At 33.2% G+C, this 22,652-nt stretch carries 17 protein-coding genes; 6 read left to right on the forward strand and 11 right to left on the reverse strand.

The features are described 5' to 3' along the window. Positions 1 to 159: 159 nt before the first annotated feature. Positions 160 to 3,072, reverse strand: a complete 2,913-nt coding sequence (gene secD, locus K0U91_RS15745; RefSeq protein WP_219968653.1) for a protein translocase subunit SecD — start codon at positions 3,070 to 3,072, stop codon at positions 160 to 162. Between the two features lie 215 nt (positions 3,073 to 3,287). Here secD and K0U91_RS15750 point away from each other — a divergent pair, with 215 nt between their 5' ends. Then, positions 3,288 to 4,649, forward strand: a complete 1,362-nt coding sequence (locus tag K0U91_RS15750; protein WP_220179417.1) for a PQQ-dependent sugar dehydrogenase — start codon at positions 3,288 to 3,290, stop codon at positions 4,647 to 4,649. Between the two features lie 82 nt (positions 4,650 to 4,731). Here the strand turns inward: K0U91_RS15750 and K0U91_RS15755 are convergent, their stop codons facing one another. The 6 genes from K0U91_RS15755 to hemN form a co-directional block, all read right to left on the reverse strand. After that, positions 4,732 to 5,634: a thiopeptide-type bacteriocin biosynthesis protein gene (locus K0U91_RS15755; protein ID WP_220179418.1), complete on the reverse strand. Its 903-nt coding sequence runs from the start codon at positions 5,632 to 5,634 to the stop codon at positions 4,732 to 4,734. 1 nt (position 5,635) lies between these two features. Beyond that, positions 5,636 to 7,804 carry a lantibiotic dehydratase family protein gene (locus K0U91_RS15760; RefSeq protein WP_220179419.1) on the reverse strand — a complete coding sequence of 723 codons (2,169 nt, stop codon included), beginning with the start codon at positions 7,802 to 7,804 and terminating at the stop codon, positions 5,636 to 5,638. 6 nt (positions 7,805 to 7,810) lie between these two features. Beyond that, entirely contained in the window at positions 7,811 to 8,947 is a 1,137-nt protein-coding gene (locus tag K0U91_RS15765) for a lanthionine synthetase LanC family protein (RefSeq protein WP_220179420.1), read from the reverse strand. 88 nt (positions 8,948 to 9,035) lie between these two features. After that, positions 9,036 to 9,269: a hypothetical protein gene (locus K0U91_RS15770; protein ID WP_220179421.1), complete on the reverse strand. Its 234-nt coding sequence runs from the start codon at positions 9,267 to 9,269 to the stop codon at positions 9,036 to 9,038. Between the two features lie 244 nt (positions 9,270 to 9,513). Beyond that, positions 9,514 to 10,734 (reverse strand): glycosyltransferase family protein, encoded by a 1,221-nt coding sequence (locus tag K0U91_RS15775; protein ID WP_220179422.1) that lies wholly within the window; start codon positions 10,732 to 10,734, stop codon positions 9,514 to 9,516. Between the two features lie 4 nt (positions 10,735 to 10,738). Continuing rightward, the gene (gene hemN / locus K0U91_RS15780; protein WP_220179423.1) at positions 10,739 to 12,097 is read right to left on the reverse strand and encodes an oxygen-independent coproporphyrinogen III oxidase; all 1,359 of its coding nucleotides are present in this window, start codon (positions 12,095 to 12,097) and stop codon (positions 10,739 to 10,741) included. A 445-nt stretch (positions 12,098 to 12,542) separates the two neighbouring features. Between hemN and K0U91_RS15785 the strand changes: the two genes are divergently transcribed. Next, a complete protein-coding gene (locus tag K0U91_RS15785) occupies positions 12,543 to 13,721 on the forward strand; it encodes a hypothetical protein (protein ID WP_220179424.1) in 1,179 nt (392 codons plus the stop codon). 21 nt (positions 13,722 to 13,742) lie between these two features. On the opposite strand, the gene K0U91_RS15790 is transcribed toward K0U91_RS15785, so the two are convergent. From K0U91_RS15790 to K0U91_RS15805, 4 genes are read right to left on the reverse strand one after another with little or no spacing between them, the layout of a single operon-like run. Beyond that, entirely contained in the window at positions 13,743 to 16,247 is a 2,505-nt protein-coding gene (locus tag K0U91_RS15790; RefSeq protein WP_220179425.1) for an Hsp70 family protein, read from the reverse strand. 1 nt (position 16,248) lies between these two features. Continuing rightward, a complete protein-coding gene (locus tag K0U91_RS15795; protein ID WP_220179426.1) occupies positions 16,249 to 16,539 on the reverse strand; it encodes a hypothetical protein in 291 nt (96 codons plus the stop codon). 52 nt (positions 16,540 to 16,591) lie between these two features. After that, entirely contained in the window at positions 16,592 to 17,605 is a 1,014-nt protein-coding gene (locus tag K0U91_RS15800; RefSeq protein WP_220179427.1) for a beta propeller repeat protein, read from the reverse strand. Between the two features lie 49 nt (positions 17,606 to 17,654). Continuing rightward, a complete protein-coding gene (locus K0U91_RS15805) occupies positions 17,655 to 19,298 on the reverse strand; it encodes an APC family permease (RefSeq protein WP_219968645.1) in 1,644 nt (547 codons plus the stop codon). A 164-nt stretch (positions 19,299 to 19,462) separates the two neighbouring features. Here K0U91_RS15805 and pnuC point away from each other — a divergent pair, with 164 nt between their 5' ends. The 4 genes from pnuC (at position 19,463) to mltG (ending at position 22,635) form a co-directional block, all read left to right on the forward strand. Beyond that, positions 19,463 to 20,140, forward strand: a complete 678-nt coding sequence (gene pnuC / locus K0U91_RS15810; protein WP_220179428.1) for a nicotinamide riboside transporter PnuC — start codon at positions 19,463 to 19,465, stop codon at positions 20,138 to 20,140. Continuing rightward, on the forward strand, positions 20,137 to 20,715 hold the full coding sequence (locus K0U91_RS15815; protein WP_220179429.1) for a hypothetical protein: 579 nt from the start codon (positions 20,137 to 20,139) through the stop codon (positions 20,713 to 20,715). Before pnuC ends, K0U91_RS15815 begins: the two co-directional genes overlap by 4 nt. A gap of 92 nt (positions 20,716 to 20,807) precedes the next feature. Beyond that, a complete protein-coding gene (gene dapF / locus K0U91_RS15820) occupies positions 20,808 to 21,575 on the forward strand; it encodes a diaminopimelate epimerase (RefSeq protein WP_220179430.1) in 768 nt (255 codons plus the stop codon). 34 nt (positions 21,576 to 21,609) lie between these two features. Then, positions 21,610 to 22,635, forward strand: coding sequence for an endolytic transglycosylase MltG (gene mltG, locus K0U91_RS15825; protein WP_220179431.1), 1,026 nt, complete (start codon positions 21,610 to 21,612; stop codon positions 22,633 to 22,635). Positions 22,636 to 22,652 lie beyond the last annotated feature (17 nt).

Consider the following 22,652-nt stretch of genomic DNA (forward strand, 5'->3'; position numbering starts at 1 on the left):
GAAAAATATTGGGAAAAGGAAGGATGTAAGTTTGATGTTTAATATTGAGAAGTAGAGATTTATTACAAACTTAAGAAGCTTTTAAAGTTTTTAAATTTTCTAAACAAAAAAATAACCTTTCGAATGAAAGGTTATTTGCGTAATTGATGTAATTTAAATCTATTTTGAAGCAATAACTTCTTTATTTGTTGATGTTCTACCTTCTACATGATCTTCTTTTCCGGTTTTAAGGAAGTCGTATGCAATTGCTGAAGCAATGAATATGGATGAATAAGTACCGAAACCAATACCGATCAACATAGCAAACATAAATCCTCTCAAGTTATCTCCTCCAAAGATGAAGATGGCAAGGATAACAAGAATGGTTGTAAATGATGTGTTAAACGTTCTACCTAATGTACTCGAGATTGAATCATCAAACAGACCTGCTAATGTAAGTGCTTTCTTTTCTCTCAAATATTCTCTAATTCTGTCGAAAATAATCACAGTATCATTAATAGAATATCCTAACACCGTCAGAATAGCCGCAACAAAATCCTGATTGATCTCCATATTGAATGGCATAATGTTGTGAAGCAGTGAATATGCTCCCAAAATAATAATCGCATCATGGAATAACGCTGCTACAGCACCTAAAGAGAATTGCCATTTTCTGAATCTCACCAAAATATAAATAAAGATCCCGGCTAAAGCAGCAACTACTGCAAGAATACCATGCGTTTGGATATCATCAGCTACAGTTGGTCCTACTTTTTCAGAAGACACAATTCCTGTCTCACCTTTATCTGCAGCTTTGAAATCTTGTAAAGTTGTATTTGCTGGTAAACTAGATTTCAGACCGTCATATAATTTTTGCTCAACAGTCTGATCGGCTTTTAAAGATTCATCATCGATCAAATAATCTGTAGAAATCTTCAGCTGATTCTCACTACCGAAAGTTTTAGCTTCAACAGAAGAATTTTTACCGTCTTCAGTTTTGAATATTTTAATTAAATTCTGTTCGATATTTTCAGCATTTACATCTTTATCAAATCTTACTATATAGTTTCTACCGCCTGTAAAATCGATACCATATTTAAATCCGTTCGTAAAAATAGAGAACAGGCAGATTACAGTTAATACTGCAGATACGATGTAAGCATATTTTCTTTTTCCAATAAAATCGATCCATGTATTTCTGAATAGATTTTTTGTAGGAGCCGTCCAGACAGAAAGAGATTTTCCTTTGTGTAGTCTGCTGAAAATCATTACTCTTGAAAGGAGTACAGATGTAAAGAATGTCATCAAGATACCAATTCCTAACGTCAAGGCAAATCCTTTGATAGGTCCTGTTCCGAATAAGAATAACACTCCTGCTGTCAATAACGTCGTTAAGTGACCATCAATAATCGCACTTAATGCGTGTTTGAAACCATCTTTATATGCTTCAAGGATGCTTTTCCCTGCGAATAATTCTTCTTTTGTTCTTTCGTAAATGATTACGTTGGTATCTACCGCCATCGCCATCGTAAGAACAATACCTGCAATACCCGGAAGTGTAAGTGTAGCCTCCGCGGAATCCATAATTCCGAAAATGTAGAATAAGTTAATGATCATCGCAATTACTGCGTACACCCCTGCTCCACCGTAATAGAAAATAATGTATGCAATAATAAGTAAGAATGCAATACCGAATGAAAGCATCCCTGCATCAATAGATTCCTGACCCAATGAAGGCCCAACCTGAGTTGCCTGAACTACTTTTGCACCTGCCGGTAACTTACCGGCTCCTAAAACGTCCACCAATTCTTTAGCTTCTTCCTGAGAATAGTTTCCTGAAATTCTTGTACTTCCGTTAGGAATGACACTTTGAACATTAGGAGCACTATAAACTCTATCGTCAAGTGTTACTGCAACCGGTTTCTGAAGATTTTTCTCTGTAAGAGTTTTCCAATCTTTAGCACCTTTAGAATCCATCTGCATGCTGACTTCAATTCTTCCTAATTCATCATAAGTAATATTTGCACTTTCAACGGCACCGTCAACAGGAGCTTTCTGATTGACATTACCTCTTACTGCATATAATACCAAGCTGTTTGGGTCAGAAGATTCCGGCTTGTATCCCCACATAAATTGAGTATACTTTAGGTTTCCAGGACGTAATGACTTAGCAATTTTACTGTTTAAAATTTTATTAACTTTCGCAGTGTCAGATAATTTAACACTTCCTACTGCGCTTGGGTTTCCAGATTTACCACCTTGCATAAGTCTGTTGAAATCGGTATTTTTAGCTACTCCGATCGAATCTCCTTTTGATAAGATTGACGTTGTAACAGTCTGAAAATAAGGAGCAACTTCGGGATACTGCTGTACTTCCCAAAACTGAAGTTTTGCAGAAGTCTGAAGCATTTTTTTCACCTTGTCAATGTCTTTCATTCCTGGCATTTCAACAGAAATTCTTGCCGTACCCGGAACTCTCTGAACATTTGGCTGAACAGCTCCCATTTTATCAATTCTGGTTCTGATTACCTCAAAAGCAGTACCTACAGAAAGGTCTATTCTTTTTTTGATGATACTCTGAACCTGCTCATCTGTGGTGTTGAATTTGATCTCAGAAAGATTCGTATTACCAAAAATTTCGGGATCTGCAAGTTTTAGATTTGCACCTTTTGCTTTGTTTACAGCATCAAACTGTACAAAAAAGTTATCGATGTAAGATTTTGTAGAGTTCTTCTGAGCCTCATCTGTTTTGTTTAAAGCTTCAATCAGTACAGGATTTGTTGAATAATTGGTTAAATCATTCACAAGATCTCTCTGATTGATCTCCAAAAGAACATTGATCCCACCTTTAAGGTCAAGACCAAGCTTCATTTCTTTGTCTTTCGCTTTAGTGTAATAAAGTTCTGTGAAACCTAGATTAAGTGTATCCTTAGAAAGTCTTGCGATTTCTTTCTGATACTTTTCCGGATTATCTCCTGCAATAGCAGATGCCTGCTTTTCAATCTTGCCGGCGTACCATGTTGGTAATAGCTCATTTAAGCAAATTAACCCTAGTACAATAGCAACAATTGTAATAAGTCCTTTTCCTTGCATTTTGTTATAACTACGTTAAATTAAGTCGGCAAATATAATGATTTTCTTGATATTTTATGAATTTTTAAGAACAGAAATGGTTTATTTTCAGTTATATCTGTATTCTGTATTCAATTACAAATTTGATAATCTTACTTTATGATCACAATGAATTTTTCAGCAGTCTTTTGGTATGAAATTTTCATTAAACATAATACACTAAATATCAAAATATTATGAAAAGATTATTACTTTCAGCAGTTCTGTTATCTGCAATGAATTTCAGTGCTCAGAATTTTGCGTTGCAGGAATATGCATCGGGATTTACAAGCCCGGTAGAGATTACGCATGCAAACGACAGCAGGTTATTCGTCGTTCAGCAGAACGGAATTATAAAAATCATTCAATCTAATGGAGCCGTTAATTCTGCAGATTTTTTGAATATCAGCTCAAAAGTTAATTTTGGTGGTGAAAGAGGTCTTCTTGGTCTGGCTTTTCATCCCCAATACGCAACCAATGGCTATTTTTTCGTCTACTATAATAACACCGCGGGAAATATTGTCGTTGCAAGATACACGAGAAGCTCTACCAATCCTGATCTTGCAGATGCTACCACAGAAAAGATTTTGCTTAATATTCCCAAACCATTTGACAATCACAACGGTGGAAGTATTCATTTTGCACCTGACGGAAATCTATGGATCGTAACCGGAGATGGAGGAAGCGGTGGCGATCCCAATAATAACGGGCAAAATAAGAATTCGCTGCTTGGGAAGATGTTAAGAATTGATGTGAATGCGACCGGAGCCTATAATATTCCTGCCGGAAACCCTTTCGTTGGAGTTGATGGTGCCGATGAAGTCTGGTCTTACGGTTTGAGGAATGCCTGGAAATTTTCTTTTGACCTTACTACAGGAAACGCCATGATTGCAGACGTGGGACAGGGAGTAATTGAGGAAATCAATAAAATGCCGATTACCACTGCAGGAATTAATTACGGATGGCGATGCTACGAAGGCAACAATACCTACAATACAAGCGGATGCGCTGCTTCGGGTACGATGACATTCCCAATTGCTGTCTATGATCATTCCGGAGGTAAATGCTCTATTACCGGAGGTTATGTGTACAGAGGTACACTTTCACCAGGTCTTCAGGGAAAATATTTCTTCGCAGATTACTGTTCTGAGCAAATCGGAATTTTAGACAGCAGCAACGCAATTACCTGGAGCACAGCATTTAGCGGAAATAATTTTTCAACGTTCGGCGAAGATGTACAAAAAGAATTATATGTTGCAGCCGTTAATAATGGGAAGATTTACAAAATAACAACTTCTACTCTAGGAACGCAGGAGAATCAATTAACTGAAGTCAGAATTTATCCAAACCCGGCATCGGAAAGGGTTTTCATCGAAGGTTTAAGATATACAGACGCAACAATAGGATTGATAAGCACAGAAGGAAAAATAGTTTTAGATGCAATAAAACTGGATAGTGAAAACAGCTTAGATATTACCAGTATTCCTGCCGGAGTCTATTATCTCAATATAAAATCAGGAGATTTAAAGGCGTACAGCCAGAAATTAATAATTAAATAGCAATACGTTTTATAAAGAATTCCACAAAAACATTAATGGAAAAGTTTAAATTTTTTACAAGCTAAGCTTTTCCATTTCTATTCTAATTTTTATGTGTTAATGCTATATATTTATTTTTAGCGATTTTACTTTCATAAAAGCGTCTGACATAATCATATAATAATAATTCATGCGCCCTATTATTTGTAGGAATTATTCTATTTATATTCATGTGTATATAACTAAAAATATAATCCTCAAAATTGATTTTTTCTTTAAGACAAATATCTTTTAAAGTCCCAACAACTTTCTTTAACTCTGAATCTCTCTTCTTTGAAAGAGTAATTATTTTTCTAATTATTGGATCATTGTTCAGTAATAACTCTGATTCATCTATAATTTCTTCTACAAATTTTCTTTTATCCCTATATAATTCATTAAGCACTTTTGAATTGTTTTTATTGTATCCAAACTCATGTTTAAAAGAGTCACTTATTGTACTTATACTTTTCAGCTTTTCTTCAAGATTATTGCCAAAAAAAAGACTTAGATAAGAGTCTATGCTTTTCAACGAAATTTTCCATTTATAATCTTCTATTTCGTGTTCATTAATTATCTTTAAGATCTTTATACAATATTCACTATCTATACAGAATAATGATTCTGTAACATCAATCAATTTTGCATGATATCGTTCGATCTCTTGTTCGTATGTATCCATTTGAATTTTCCAAATAATATCATTTTCGAGATATTTTTTTAATCTAGCCTGAAATAAATTCAAAATAAGACTTATTGAATCTTGATTTTTAAGTTTGATTCTTAACCTAATATGATAATAAGGATCAGAATACCTAATAAAAAAGAATTTTTCTATCTGATTTTCTTTTTCAGCATGTTTAATAATCTTAAATATATAATTTGTTAGGATCTCATCTGCAAATGATATACTCATATAAAACTTTAGATATATCCATTCTGAACCAGGAGTGTACTTTCCTTTCATATCATAATTCATTTTTAAAAAAAGAAACTATAAATTCATTTTTATAAACATTATTCTCTAAATCTCTTGCTACAGAACAATTTGAATCAAATAAAAATTCTTTTAAAGTTATAAAGTTATTTTTTTTAATTATTTCAAATAGTGACATGATACTATTTTCATCTAAGAAATCTATAAACAATTCATTATCCGCTTCACAAAAGATAACAAATTGTGGTATTTTATATTTTTCTCTCCAAATACCAATACTCTCCAGATTATCCTTAGAAATATTATTTTCAATTTCTTCTTTTTTAAAGAACCAAGTTGCAGGACTTAGGATAACATTTTTGTATTTAACTCTAGGAATATATTTAAAACTATTACTTGGGGTAAGTGATACTCCTAATAAATTTTCATTATCATTTTGTATATCACATAATAGTCCAAAGGCAGGAATATTAGACATAGAATGATTTAAAGCATTTGTGTGCGCAATCTTTACTTCACTATTGAGTGTTTTAGATTTTATAATAATTTTATCATTAATAATTGATATTGTTAAATCAGAAACCGGTATACTTTTCTTATCTGGTAAAGAAGAATTGGTAAGAATCGTCAGCTCATAATCTCTCATTTGGGGCCTTATAATTACATTTCCTATTCTCGGATTAGGAATATGTACCATTTCTAGTATAGGCAAGGACGTTAGCTCTTGTTCTTTTTTAGCAATTTCTCTAGTGAAATCATCTATATCGGCACTCATGTGAGAAAATCTCGCCAGCAAGTTTGCACCAGAATTTCCTCCTGCAGAATTTAATTTTAAAATATGTTGATCGTCTTCTTTACCAACGATTTCAAAACTACAATAAAATGTAGGGTATAAATCATGTAAGTTTTTATTTTCAAAGTCTTTATCAGTCAATATTATTTCGTTTTCACCAAGTCTTACTGTTTCTAATATTTTTTCAAATAGCAGCTTTTGTTTACTATTCAGATTCAGACCATCGTCACCTTGGGTAGTTTTCGAAGGTAATCTTAATCCTTTAATCAGATCATTCAAATATGGCTCCCCGTTATAACTTACCGGATAACCGATGCCAACATCTGCATCGCAGACGAAAAGAAAATCAACCTCTCTTTCGTTAAATTTTTCAGTAAAAACTTTTTTAAATAATTCTAAATTTTCATTTTTATTACCACCATGATCCAATTTGGTTAAGAATAAAACTGCAGATAATATATCATCGCATATTTCTTTATTCAGATTAGAAATACCAGCTCCTTTATATAAATCAATCTGAAAAATATTTTTCTTACTATAATTGTTTCCAAACCCATCAAGTATATCAATCACCAATTTATAGCTGCTTTCTGGATTTATAGAATTATAATTCTCAATTATATTTTTTATATTAATTAATGGAGAGACAATATCGGATTGTACATTTCTTTGAATTAAGATACTAATTAAACAATTTAATGGATCTCCATTTGTAATAGCAGGTGTAATTTCGCTAATAAGAATCTTAGAATCTATCAACTCCAAAATAAAATCTTCTGCATCCTGATCAGACACTCCATTTTCTATTTTTGTTACAAATGAAACTATATTCTCAATTTTGGCTCCTTTTTGTGAATACTTTAGAATTTTTTTTAATGTAGATGTATTATGAACTGATGAGATTGAATACTTAAAATATTTGCTTTCACTAAACTTTGCTTCATAATATCTTGCTTCATTATGGACATTATATAGAGTATCATTGGGAAAATAAAAAATTTCATATTTTACGATTTTTTCTAACTTTTCTATAATAGAACAAATAACCTCCATGTCCAGTCTGGTAAATCTAATAAGTTGATTATTAAAAATAATCTCTGTAGATTCTTCTGATGTTATGGAACCTGCAGTAACGGCAGAAAACAATCCATATGGAGTTGTTCTTGTTCTCATCCTTCTCCAATATTTAAATAAAGAACTAAATATTTTTTCTTTTTCTTTTTCATTCGTCACACGATTTTCAAAGAATTTTTCCATCTCATAATATAATTCAATAGAACTAATAAATATAGCTTCTTTGAAAAGTAAATTATCTTCAAATTTCACTTTACTTATCTCATCTATATTAAATCCTAAAGCTGGAGTTCTTAATAGAAATTTATTGAAATTTATATATTTCTCGTTCATATCAATTTAAATCAGTAAAAATTTTTGCCATTCAGACCGTATATTATTATGAATAGATAAAATTGCCAATGCAATACCTATTTTCCCTTCCAATAAGCTTAGCCTCTCATTATCATATCGGTTTTGATTTACTAAATAAAATATTTTTTCTTCCCTATATAATTCTATTGTTTTATCGAGCCAATACTTTGCAGTGTCCAAATAATTATCATCTTTCATCTTAAGATATAAACTATAAAAAAACATTGCAATTCCCGAGGCTCCATGACATAGACTAGCATCCACTATAAAATTTTCTTCTAAATTTCTTCTAGTAGATGCACAATTTATTATTAGTAATGCTTTTTTCTTAAGTAAATCATCATTTAATATTTCTGAAGCATTCAATAAACATAGAGCAACACCAAGATCACCGTAGCACCAAGCTAGTCTGCTTCTAATTTCTTCAGAATTTGACTTATTGGGAAAAAATGATCCATACTTAGAATAATCTATTTCCTGTGATAAAATATAATTTACAGCTCCTTTTAGAATACGCAAAATATCTACATTAAAATCAATATTTTGCCTCAGCAGATTGCATAATAAAATAACAATACTTGCCATACCGTGGGATAATGAAATATTTGTACTTTCTTTCCATCTTAGCATACTATTTTCCCAAATACCTGTCTCGTCTAGATGAGATAGTAATGTTTCAATATGATGTTTATACTTTTCTTCATCTTCTTTTAATCTTTCCACATAATAAAAAGCTATTCCTGTTGCTCCATGTAAAAAATCAATATTATCGTCTTTTATATAGCTTAAGTAATCTAAGTCTATAAATTCTTCAACTTCATCTGAAATAAAATCAAACCTGCCATCTTCTCCAAAATTACTGAAATTCAAATAACCAATTCCAAGACATGCTCCAGATACCCCTGCACAATAAGTAGAAATAGAATCATAATTTTCAATAGAATTGAAAATATCCTCTATATAAATTTCATTATCAATATCATTCTTGGGATAAAGCTTTCTATACTCATGCATTAATATTGCTTTCCCCGTTAATCCCGATAAAAGTCCATAATCATTTTGTAGTAAATCTCGGTTATCTTCTAAAAGATCAGTTATTTCCGTTAATATATCTTCATACATATTTTACAGCATTATTAAAAATATTTTACAATGAAAAAGTCGGAATAAATTATTCCGACTTTAGTTATTTTTGAATTTTACAATTACATTAATAACATCTAGCTGTACTGGTATTTTTTGTGGTAACTCCTTTAGTACAATCAGTAGTACAATCAGCATTAGTACAATTAAGAATACTTTGCATACCTCCACAGCCATCTGTACATCCTCCAGTCCAAATTCCGTTATCCATACCAATCTCTCCCCCTTTGATTTTTGATGCTAAAGTTTGATCAAGACTTGAAATAGTTTTCTTTTTTAGCTTTAATGATTTTTTTTGCATTTTTTAATGTTTTAAATGTTTTAATGTATTGCAAATATACTAAATTATTAACATATTTATTAAAATTGTGCTTTAATTTTCACTATTGTCAGAAAAAATAATTTCATTTCTTTGATTCTCAACATTCTGATATTAACATTTTAATTTTTGAGTTTTCTTATTTCTAAAATTTAGCACATAAATACAATGTAAATTAAAAAGATTCTAAATAATCTTTTCTGGATTTTCCATAAATTTCATCATATTAAATATTTGCCTCAAATTTTTTTTGAGGCTTTTTTAAATACCATAAAATCAACGTAATAAAAGGTACTAAAATTAAAAATTTCAAAAAAAGAGAAAACCTCTCAATCTCACCATCAAACAGAGGGTTTGCGAACATTGATACTAAAATAAGACACAGAATAAAGATAAACAACATCCATAATGAAACTTTAGAAGAAGATGTGTCACTTTTATTTTCAGAACTTAAAACCCAATAACCAAGAAATAAAATCATAAAAGGAAAAGACCATATTCTATAAGTATCCCAGGCAATTGCATGGAGAAGCTGGGGTATTAAAACACAGACACCTAAAGACATCAACAAGTATAAATTAATTTTTTTAAACTTTTTATACATCAAAAATCCCATAAATAATATCGGTATACCATACAATAAAGAACATGTAGAAACAAAGATCCGCTGAAAAAAATGAGGACTTTCCATTTTCAAATAATAACTGAATTTTTCTGTATATGCAGATGCAACAGTATGAGCCGGAGCATCATTGATAAACGCAATACTTTTCAGGTAACACACTATTTTTTCGTAGTATGACATTCCGTACATCTCTTGATAAATAGATACCGTTACAGTTGCAACAAGTGGAAGCAGCAAAAACAGAACGGATCTTTTACAAATTCTGGTCACCAAAACGTTTTTCAAGATTTGATCATAATTTTTAAATTCCATCAAAATGAGAGTAAAAAAGCAAATGGGCAACATCAGAAAAAAAGAGATTTCATGAATCAGTACAGCAATTGTTACAAAAATAGACGAAAGAAAAATCATTTTCTTTCTTATTAAAAAAATCACTAAAAAAGTCATTAGAAAAATCAGATGATCAAGATAACCAATCAAATGTGCTGAAAAAACAATATATTGAGACAGAAAAAATAATACATAAAACATAAAATCATACGTGATTCCCTGCTTTAAAATATCGGTTTTCCTGACAGCAATCAAAACCAAAACGGTATATAACAAGAATAAAATAACTGCAGAAAGAATGACAATACTTAATTCTGTTTTGGCAAATAACAGCCCGAAAATTTCTCCCGCCAAACCTCTTTTTATAAATCCGAACCGGTAATCAAGCATCCAATGTGCTTCTGACCAGTCGTTTGGGAATCTTAATGTTTTTAAAACACTAAAAAATAATGCATACAGATAAATTAAGATAAGAAGAAGCCTTCGGTTCATATATTTATATCGTCATCGAAAAAATCCTTGTTTCCGGCTTGTTCCGCATCATTCGCAGGTCAAAAACCATAGCAACGTTTCTTGTAAATGCACGGCCTTTTTCAGTGATCTTTATTTGATTATCGTGAATTTCAACCAATTCATCATTCTCCATTTCTTTCAGCATTTCAAAGGCGTTTTCAAGTTCGGGAAAAGTATTGTTAATATCAAAATTTGTCTCAAGCTGACACATTAAATTTAAAATATGTCTTCTCACAATCAGATCTTCCTGATTCAGAATATGACCTTTCACCACAGGAATTATGCCCTCTTCTACTGTTTTCTGATACTCTTCCACTGTTTTTACATTCTGTGCAAAAGCATACCAAGAATCTGAAATTGAAGACATCCCCAAACCAACCATCAATTGGGTTTGACTTGATGTATAGCCCATAAAATTCCGGTGAAGTTTTTTCTGAATTAAAGACTGATACAAATCATCATGTTCCAGAGAAAAGTGATCCATCCCGACTTCAATATATCCTAAATCTTCCAAAAGTTGCTTTCCGTCTTCATACAAACGGCGTTTTTCTTCCCCGCTTGGAAGATCATTTTCGTCAAATCCTCGCTGTCCGACACCCTTTATCCATGGAACATGAGCATAAGAATAGAAGGCTAATCGATCGGGTTTCAATTCCATAGTTTTATGAATCGTGTGTTGCATAGCCTCCCAGCTTTGATGTGGAAGCCCGAAAACCAGATCATGACTGATGCTTACATATCCTATTTCTCTTGCCCATTCAGTAACGTCTTTTACTTTTTCAAACGGCTGGATTCTGTTGATCGCTTTCTGCACTTTCGGATCATAATCCTGAACCCCAAAACTCGCTCTTCTGAAGCCTAAATCATACAAAGCCTGGAGATGTTCTCTGGTTGTATTATTCGGATGTCCTTCAAAAGAAAATTCGGGATGTTCAGCAATTTCAACAGTTGAAAAGATCCCATCCAGTAAGGTTTTTAAATTTTGTGGAGAGAAAAAAGTAGGTGTTCCGCCGCCTAAATGAAGCTCTTTTAGTTTTGGCTTTTCGCTAAATAATTCAAGATATAATTTCCATTCTTTTAAAACGCTTTCCAGATAGGGAATTTCTACGCTGTGCTGCTTCGTAATGCGCTTGTGACACGCACAAAATGTGCATAAAGCTTCACAAAAAGGTAAATGAATATAAATTGATATGCCTTCTTCTGTATTGCTTTCATTGAATGACCTGATTACAGTTTCTTTCCATTTTTCTGGTGAAAAAGTACTCTCGTCCCAATAAGGGACGGTGGGATAAGAAGTGTAACGAGGTCCCGGAATATTATATTTATCGATTAAAGAGTTCATTCTGAAATTTTAAATAAGATTAAATCCTTACAGATTTTCACATTGCAAAATTAACTATTACAGATGACTTTTTACTTATGAATTATATTAGGTCTTATTTTATAATCAGTCTAAATACTTTATCAATCTGGATAAGATGATTGTGACAAACAAGTATTAATGTGAAAGATTTAATCTACAGAAGTTTTGATGGTTCCGCTCCTACGGAGCTCGCCGTCAACCCTTTTATTTTTCTACAACCATTTTGCACCTACGAAGCAAATCTTTAGTAATACTACTTTTTAAAATCAAAAATTTCAAATTTCGAAATTAATACTGGTGATGAGAATAATTAAAAATAATTTTTTTTATTTTGCACAACCATTTGATAGCCATACAGAATTTGTAGCAAAACGAGTTGTAATAATTGCTGTAAAAATTTTATGGGCAAAAAAAATTCTTAATTATGGCACAGCTGAAGTTACTGGATATCATTAAAGAAACCCTTCCTGATTTTGACGCAGGTAATTCTTCTGATTTGATAAAAGCCGAAAAAATTCTTAAAATTTATCAAAAAACAAATCCTGAATTACAGCTTAATGAGATTGAAAATTTCATCAAATTTTATAAAGATAACGGTAATAAATACGCCGTTATTCTTCAGGATGAGAATCTGCAAAAAATTCTTAAAAATGAAAATTTCAACATCAATTCTTCAAAGAATATTTTTTCGCAACCTTCTTCACTGCGTGACGATTTTGGAAATGATTATGCCGAAAATATTCAGAACTATATCCAAATGAATATTAAAAACAATACCTGGAGTAACCTGCGCATTTTCTACAAAAATTATTTTCCGATTATCAGTTTTGAAAATAAAGACCGTTTGATTGACATTATCACTGCAAAAAATAATCTTGTAAGGGGTACTATTCCGTACACTGATCAGTATGGTTTGTTGCTTAATCAGTATAAACATTCTATTGACCCGGATTTTTATGCGTTGCAGTCGGACATTGATTCGGCTTATTTTAATGAGGAGATCATGGACATTAATAATGACTTGGCAAAGTATCAGCACACCACTCAAAACAACAGAGTTTATTTAGGGAAAATTTTTATTGCTCTTTCAAAATTTGATGCTTATACAGAAGAGTTAAAAGGTTTGTTGATTAAAAATTCAAAAATCGGCAGGAAATGGGCAAATCTTGATTCTACAGTTGTACTTAAAAAGAATTCGACTCAAAAGTTTGCTGAAAAAGATTATGGTAAAACCGCAGAATGGATTTTGCTTTCAATATATCTATCTCTTCTTGCCTTTCTTACTTATTTTCTATACACAAAACTGGGAAATATTTTTTGGGCACTCGTAGGAATCGAAATTTTTCTTTTTTTAGTGTTGAATAAGAAACTCAACGGTCATTATGAAGAAAGCTCAGAGTCGAAAGATGATAAATCATACCGCAGAAAGCTCAAAAAATGGTCATTCAAATTTTTTATTCTTCAGATTTACTTGATAGCTATAGCTGTTTTTCTTGGCATTGCAGGACTTCTCATTGCAGTTACTGTAGGCTCAGGCGGTATCGGGCTCGGCGGAATTATTCTGGTAATTTGGGTAATCCGTGCCGTAATTAAAAAGAAATAAAAAAGCACTCATTTGCTTTTATTACTTTAATCCCAAATTTCCATCTGTGTCTTCAAATGGATTTTTTGGTTTCACTTTAAGCAAATCATATAATCCCTGGATGACATATTTTACTTCTTTAAAATTGTTGTTTTCCATCGCTTTATCGCCGTTCTCAAAAAGTTTTGAAGCTCTTTTCTCATCTTTATATTCATCAATATCCCTGTACTTATAGTAATAGTATAATGATGCATACGACTCATCTTTTTGATAATAAATATCTGCGTGAAGCTTGTCTAGTTCCTTTGTTTTTCTTTTAATGAGCGACTTTTCGTTAGATTCCAAAAATATTTTTTCATCTTTTATGATCTTCTTGAACTGCTCTTTTTGTCTTTGGGTAGCCTCTTCCAGCAAGCTTTCCATATCAGCTTTTGAGATTTTGTACTCATCTATTTCATAGATCACATCACGGAAACGCACGATCTTATCATATTCCTGCAGCGCACGTCTTTTTCTTTCGTCAAGCTGAAAAATTCTTTCGGTTTGCTCATCTTCCTGCACTTCAATCAGATCAAATTTAATTCTGAAAAGCTCGTCCTTGATATTTTTAAATTTCACAAGAACTGATATATCTTCAGGATCGGCCTCATCTACATTGTTGACATAGCTCAATTCGGTTTCAATTTCGTCAATTACTTTGTCGATATCTTCCTGAAATTTATCTTTATTGATGTGCTTCGTATGTGGATTAAAAATTTCTTTTTTTTCAAAATCTACCGAACTGATGTACACCGAAACCGATAGGTCACGAGATTCACTCATGCTGAATTTCAATTCGATATCCATACCTTTTAAAAGATTGATAGGCAGATCTTTTGAATTGATTTCGATATAACCTATGCTCATATTGCTTGCAGGAAGCGTGGCGGTTTTACCTTCCAAAATATTGATAATCAGCTTATCATCAGCTTCTTTGTTGAAATTTTTTGAAGTGGTTTTATAAATTGTTTTGGTAAGCGGAAGAATATCGTTTTTCTTAAAAATCCTTTCAAGATAGGTGCTGCCGAAATTATCATCTACTTCCAGACAAATGTCATTCGGCAAAGGCTGTCCCGAGATATTGTAAATTCCGTGGTTGATGGAGATATTATTCTGTTCAAAAACCACATTCTGATTCTGGTCTGAAACCGTCAGATTAAACAGATTCACCTGCTTTGGAAGAATCTTTACAAATTCTGAAAATTTATTTTTAAAACTCATCAGTCCGGTGTCAAAACCTCCATCTTTTCGGGTAATTCTATAATACCCTTCAAAATCTCCGGCGATATTTCCCACCATTAATTCTTCATCATCCTGTGTATTGACGTCGTAGATTAATTTCAGGCCGATAGCATTAGAGTCTTGATCTTTTGTATTTTCTACTGATATATTTTCAGTTTTAATTAAATCTTCTTCTTTGGTTCCTGCAAAATAAGCTGCACCCACCATGACAGCTGTGGTTGGATCAATGGAATTATCTACTGTGATTTGAAAAATCTCTTTCAAATGCTCTCTGATGTATGGAATGTACGTTGTTCCACCCACTAAAATAATCCTTTCAATATCACTTGCTGATTTTTGATTTTCTTCTAAAAGCTTTTTGATCAATGTAATCGTTTCATCGACTTTTGGAGCAATCACCTGATTGAAATCATTGCGTGAGATGGTAAAATCAATATAGTGATCACCGTCATTCAATTCCACTTCGGTATTGACGATTTCTTTTACAGAGAGCTCTTTTTTAATTTCTTCGGCTTTATAGAGAAGTTCGTAATATAATTTAGCATAAAAACCGTTCTCCTTAGACATCATCTTTTTGAAAAGTGATTCTTCGTGTAAAACCTTTTCAATTTTCGGAACAAATAAATGCTCTATTACCAAATGGTCAAGATCTACACCGCCAAGGAAGTTGTTTCCTTCATGGTCTGTAATTTTCAGTTCGCGTTCATTGATTTTAACCAAAGCCACATCGAAAGTTCCGCCGCCGAAATCATAAACGAGCCAATTCTTTTCTGAAGACTGATCCTGAGTCTGAAAATTGGCATATGCCAAACAAGCTGCAATAGGTTCCTGTAGAAGAACGACCTGCTGAAATCCGGCTAATAAACCAGCTTTTTTAGTAGCATTTGACTGCACGGTATCGAAAGATGCCGGAATAGTAATAACGATCGATTGCGGTTTCTCGTCGGGAATAAAGCTCTGGAGTTCTTTCAGAATCATTGCTGACAGCTCCACCGGACTTTTTTGTTCGTCAGTATCTTTAACATCATAAAGATGCTCGGTTCCCATTTTTCTTTTAAAGGAAGAAAAAACATCCAGATGTGCGGATTTCAAAAGTTCTCTTGCTTTGTCACCAATCAGGATTCTTCCTTTTTTATAAGCAACTATCGATGGCAATGTATCGCTGAAGCCGACAGGATTTTTATAAATATGCACCTTTCCGTCTGCAAACTTTGAAATCCCTGAGTTGGTGGTTCCTAAGTCTATCCCAAAATTTATATTTCCCATATTATTCTGCGATTACAATTCCTTTTTGTAATAATATTGTACCTGAACCGTCATTCTGAAAGATCGCCGGTTTCAAAACTTTTGTTATGACTGGTCTTGCAGAATTTCCCACAATATTGGCTTCCAGCGATGTGTCTCGGGAATCATATATTTTCCCAATAGGATTGTTGACAGAATAGCCTAATTCTGTGAGCTCGTGGTGTATTCTTTCAAAGTTTCTTTCAAAAATTGAAATATCCTGATCTTTTGATTTTTTTTCAATTTCAAAAAGTTGATTGATAATATTCAGCATGAAGTGTTGATATTTTTAAAAGCACAATTTAATTATTTTTTGTTTAAAATAATCAATCCAGTTTCATTTTTATAATTCTGTCTTTGCCTGCAAAAACCACTGCATTTTTATCGATCCATTCACAGACAAAAAGTGCTTTTTCATCGGAAATTTTCTTCCAAGTTTTCCCGAAATCTGAAGAATAACTGATGTGCTGATCTCCTACTGCGATGATCTCTTTTCCTTTTGATCCCGGTTTTATCTTTACGCATGTCGTGTAACCTGAATTTTTACCTGATGCCTGAATCTGCCATGTTTCACCACCGTTATTGGTGGTTGCAATATTGTTGATATTGGCTTCTTGTTTAGTATAATCACCACCAACAGCGATACCGAATTTATCATCAGAAAAATCTATTGAATAAATTCCCTGGGAAGATATACCTTGAACAAAAGGAGTATCAAAAGCTTCTAATTTGTCATTTTTAAGATTTAATCTCAAAATCCTTGAAGAATTTCCTCCGGTTCCAATCCAAATGTAATTTAGTCCTCCAGAAATATTGGTATTACTCGCTGCAAAAGCCGCTTCACCCACATTCATTTTTAAATGTGAGTACTTTTTAATTTCGAATTTTCCTTTATTCAAATTGAATTGCAACAGTTTTAGATTCAAATCTCCAGAAGGATCTGAAAAAGCATAGAACTTATTTTTATTAAAATACAGAGCATCATAAAAAGCTGTTTTTGCTGTATCCTGATAAACTACATTAAATTTCAGGCTCTTTTTGTCAATTTTGAAAAACTGCGCGGGACTTTCTATGTTGATCGTGTAAAATGAATTTTTATCCTGCGCCAAAGTTCTGAACTGCAATTTCTTTTCAGAAAGCTTTATTTGCTTCTGATTTTGAATATTTTTTAAATCAACATATCCAAATTTAGAATCGGTTCCGCTGTACCAGACTTTGCCTTCCGATATTTCCAGGGCTCTGATGCTTATCTTGTCGGTAAGCAGTGTTTCAAATTTCACATTCTGTGCAGAGATAAATGTTCCAAATATTAAAAGGAACAATGGAAAAAGTTTTTTCATAGCAATTAAATTTAATCAAAAAAAATTCCGCAAAACGCGGAATTTAAATTTAGTCTTTATTATCAATATTGATATCTACATCTTCTAAAGGTTGCTGTTCAGCCTTGAAAGTTTCACCATAACCGCCATTTTGCAGCTTAGAATGTTTTTTACTGTAAAGGAAATAAATAATAAACCCGATAATCAACCAACCGAAAGAATATTTTTGTGCTTCTACACTTAAATTAAAAATCAGGTATACATTGATAGCAATTCCTAAACAAGCAATTACAGGCAGTGCAGGAACTCTGAAGCTTCTTACCAGATTGGGTTCTTTTACCCTTAAAACCCAAACAGCAACACACACCATTGTAAAGGCAAATAAGGTTCCAAAACTTGTCATGTGTGCCAATTCGTTAATAGGTGTAAGTGATGCTATAACCGCAATAACCGCACCCAAAATCATTAAGTTTTTTCTAGGAACTCCGGAAGTAGGATTCACTTTTGAGAATGTTGCAGGTATAAGACCGTCTTTAGACATTCCTAAGAAAATTCTAGACTGCCCCATAATCATGACCATCAATACAGAAATTAAACCTACAGTAGCTGCAACGGTGATAATATAACCTGCCCAAGCCTGACCAGCAATATCAAATGCATAAGCTACAGGAGCTTTGATAGCATCAGGATATTTTCCTAGCGGATTAAAATCAGTATAATGCATCATCCCTGTCAAAACAAGCGACACCAAAATATAAAGTATTGTACAGATCACCAATGATGTGATAATTGCAAAAGGAACATCTTTTTTAGGATTAATCGCTTCACCAGCCTGCGTAGAAACCGCATCAAAACCAACATATGCAAAGAAAATTGCAGATGCTCCGGCAACAATTCCGGCAACGCCATATGCTTTGTGGGTGACCCCGTTTTCTGTGATAGTAGTTGCTTCAGGGATGAATGGTGACCAATTTGCCGTATCGATAAAAAATAAACCGGCTATAATTACAAATATAATCGCAGAAACCTTTAAAATTACAATGAAGTTGTTGGCCTTAGCGGCACCTTTTGTACCTCTTAATAAAATCCAGATTACAAATAAAACGATAAGTAATGCAGGTAAGTTTAGGAAAAGTTTAAAATCCAAAAGTTCAGGAGCAGCATTAAAGTTTGCTACTGTTTCCTGAAAAGCCAGCAATTTATCTGCCGGCAGTTTGCCTTCTGCAATCTGTTTGCTTGCCTCACCAAAGGCTTTGTGTGCAGTTCCGGGATCTGTAGTCATCCAGTAAGGAAGATGCAGACCAAACATTTTGAGTAGCTTGGCAAAATAACCCGACCAGGACACGGCGACTGTCATCGATCCCATTGCGTACTCCAGAATTAATCCCCATCCGATGATCCATGCGAAAATTTCACCAACCGTCCCGTAAGCGTAAGCATATGCAGAACCTTCTACAGGAAGTATCGATGCAAACTCAGCATAACACAAAGCAGCAAATACACAGGCAATTCCTGCAATTACAAAAGAAAGTGCCAATGCAGGACCTGCATTATAGTATGCTCCTGTTCCTGTCAGCACAAAAATTCCTCCTCCGATAATAGCTCCGATTCCGATAGCAGTAAGGCTCCATTTCCCCAGAACGCGTTTCAGCTGGCTCTTTTGGATATCAGCTTCATAGGCGCTCATTGGTTTCTTAATCCAAATTTTAGACATATTTTTTTATTTATTAAAGATTTACGAAAATATAAAAATTTTAACGATATTAACATTTATTAATAAAATTTCATCATTTAATTTACATTAAAAAATATAAAAAACTGATTTACACTTGCTTTATAACATTTCAGGGGCACTTTATTTTTCTTATTTTTGAGGTCATGAATTTATATGATCTCTTTATAAAACCTTATGAAACCTATACAAACCTCCAAATTCTGCTGGAAGCTTCGGGTGCAATTTTCGGAATCTTAAGTGTTTTTTTTTCTATTAAAAAAAATATTTGGGTATATCCTACCGGAATTGTTTCTACACTAATTTACGTTTACATTTTATTTAACATCGGTTTGCTAGGTGACTGCATGATCAATGCATATTATGCAGCAATGAGCATTTACGGATGGGTCTTGTGGTCAAAAAATTCAAAAGATCATATTCATGTAGACGTTTCGTGGGCTACGCTTAAAGAATGGATTTTTGCAAGTGCTCTTTTCCTGTTCAGTATTATTATGGTAACTGTTTTATATTATTATAAGCCGTATATCGATAATCGATTTTCTTTTGAGGGCATTAGTCTAGGTTTATATCATCTCGATTGGGCAAACTGGCTAGATGTGGTCACCACTTCTATTTTTTTGGTTGGGATGTGGCTAATGGCGAAACAGCGCATTGAGAACTGGTTTTTCTGGATCATCGGAGATTTTATTTGTATTCCTATGCTAATTTATAAAGAGCTGGGTATCACTTCGGTTCAATATTTGGTATTTACCATAATGGCGGTCATTGGATACGTCAATTGGAAAAAAAGTTTTAAAGAAAAAAAATCAGCAAAGTCATGAAAAATTTAATAAAAATAGCACTCGGAGCATTCGTTACAATAAGTTTATCTTCTTGTATGTCTTACAATAACGGATATGCAGATACATACGGAGATCCATACTACAACAATGGATATTATTATGCGCCTCAAGGATATTACAATTCCGGAGGATATTACGGTAATGACGGATACTACTACAGAGACAATATGAACTACTATTACGACAATGGTGTACCTTATTATTACGGGAATAACCGAACAAAGGTTTATGTAGAAAGACAAAATACAACGCAGAGACCGGCAAGCGGATTTAGAAATACCCCGACCGACAACGGAAGCACATATACAAATTCAAGAAATAATAACAGTAGCAATACTAATAGAAACAGCAGCGGCTTCAGAAATCAGCGGTCGAATAGTAACAGCGGACAACGTTCACAGCAGCCACAACAACAAAGCACGCCGAGATCAAACAGCAACAGCGGCTTCCGAAACAGCTCTAGTACGAACAATACGCCAAACACACCACCTGCGACTCCTCAAAACAATACCCAGGATAACTCTACAAGATCGGGTGGCGGATTCAGAAGATAATCATTCTAAATTATAGAAACGAACAGCAATTGCTGTTCGTTTTTGCTTTAATTATAGTAATTTTGCAAGTCAGTTTTTTAGACGAATAAAGTATGGAATTTTACAAATATCAGGGAACAGGAAACGACTTTATCATGATCGACAACCGTGATTTAGCCTTTCCGAAAGATAAAAAAATCATTGAAAAATTATGCGACAGACGCTTCGGTATTGGTGCTGACGGCCTTATTTTATTGGAAAATGATGAAAAGTATGATTTTAAAATGGTATACTACAATTCTGATGGCGGAGAAAGTACAATGTGCGGCAACGGCGGAAGATGCTTGGTAGCTTTTGCGTCTTTCTTAGATATTTTTGAAAACAAATGTTCTTTTATCGCAACAGACGGAGAGCATGAAGCTGATATTCATAATGGAATCGTAAAATTAAAAATGATTGATGTTGAAACGATTAGTAAAGACGGTGAAGATTTTGTCTTGAATACCGGTTCGCCACATTATGTAAAATATGTGGAAGATATTGCCGACTTTAATGTTTTTGCCGAAGGAAACAACATCAGAAACTCTAAAAATTACAAAGAAAAAGGCATCAATGTAAATTTCATTGAAAATATTTCTGATGACGAAATATTTGTAAGAACCTATGAACGAGGCGTTGAGGATGAAACTTTCAGTTGCGGAACGGGAGTTACTGCTTCTGCTTTAACTTTCTTACAAAAAAGCAATCTAACCTCCATAAAAGTTAAAACTTTGGGTGGTGATCTCAAAGTGTACGCCGAAAAAGATGGAAATTCTTTCCGTGAAATTTGGCTGGAAGGTCCCGCAAAGCGCGTTTTTAAAGGTAAAATAGATCTTCTTTAAAAAAACACAAAACTTTTAAACTATCAATATCATAATGAAAAAAGCTGTTCTCATTATCATTCTCTTCATTCTTGCTGTAGCAGGATTTTTTGGCTTTAAATTTTATAAAAAATATTACGGAAACAACGTACAGAAAGACGGTTATGTTTTGATTCCGCATGGGGCAGAATTTAAGCAGATTTTAGATTCAATTACGCCTTATATTGATAATAAAGAAGCATTCATTGATGTTGCAAAAGATAAATCGATGGATCAGTACTTCAAACCGGGACGTTATCATTTCGAAAAAGGAGCGAGCAACACTGTTCTTGTGAATATGATTAAAGCAGGAAATCAAACTGCAAATTCTTTTAGAATTGGAGATTTTGGAGACATTTATCAGATGGTTGGGAAAGTTTCAAAGAAAACAGAATTGGATTCTTTAAAATTTATAAATGATTTGAATGAAATTGCGTCAGAAAAAGGATATAACAATGCAGAAGATCTAAAAAAATATTTTTTCATTGACACTTATAATTTTTTCTGGACCGTAACTCCGAATGAGTTTTTTAAAAAATTTGAAGATCAGTACAATGAATTTTGGACTGCCAACAGAAAATCAAAAGAACAGAAATCTGGTTTGACGAGAGAGCAGATTTATTCTCTAGCATCGATCGTTTATAAAGAATCCGGTGGTAAACCTGACGAAATGAAAACCATTGCCGGATTGTATTTAAATCGTTTCAGAACAGGAATGAAACTGCAGTCTGATCCTACCGTAATCTATGCAATGAACAAACAAACCAATTTTAAAGATCCTATTAAAAGGGTCTTGTATAAACATTTGGCTACTCCATCGCCTTACAACACCTATGCTAATGCAGGAATTCCGCCGGGACCTATATGTGTAGTCGATAAAAATTCTGTGGATGCTGTTTTAGATGCAGAAAATAACTCCTATATCTTTATGTGTGCTGATCCTGCAAGAATGGGTTATCACAAATTTACGGCCAGTGCAGAACAGCATGTAATCAATGCAAAAGCATATCAGGACTGGCTGAATTCTAAAAATATCAAATAATAAATATATTTAACTAA

Origin of the sequence: Chryseobacterium sp. LJ668 (assembly GCF_019613955.1) — a bacterium.
In the GTDB taxonomy this organism is placed as follows: Bacteria; Bacteroidota; Bacteroidia; order Flavobacteriales; family Weeksellaceae; genus Chryseobacterium.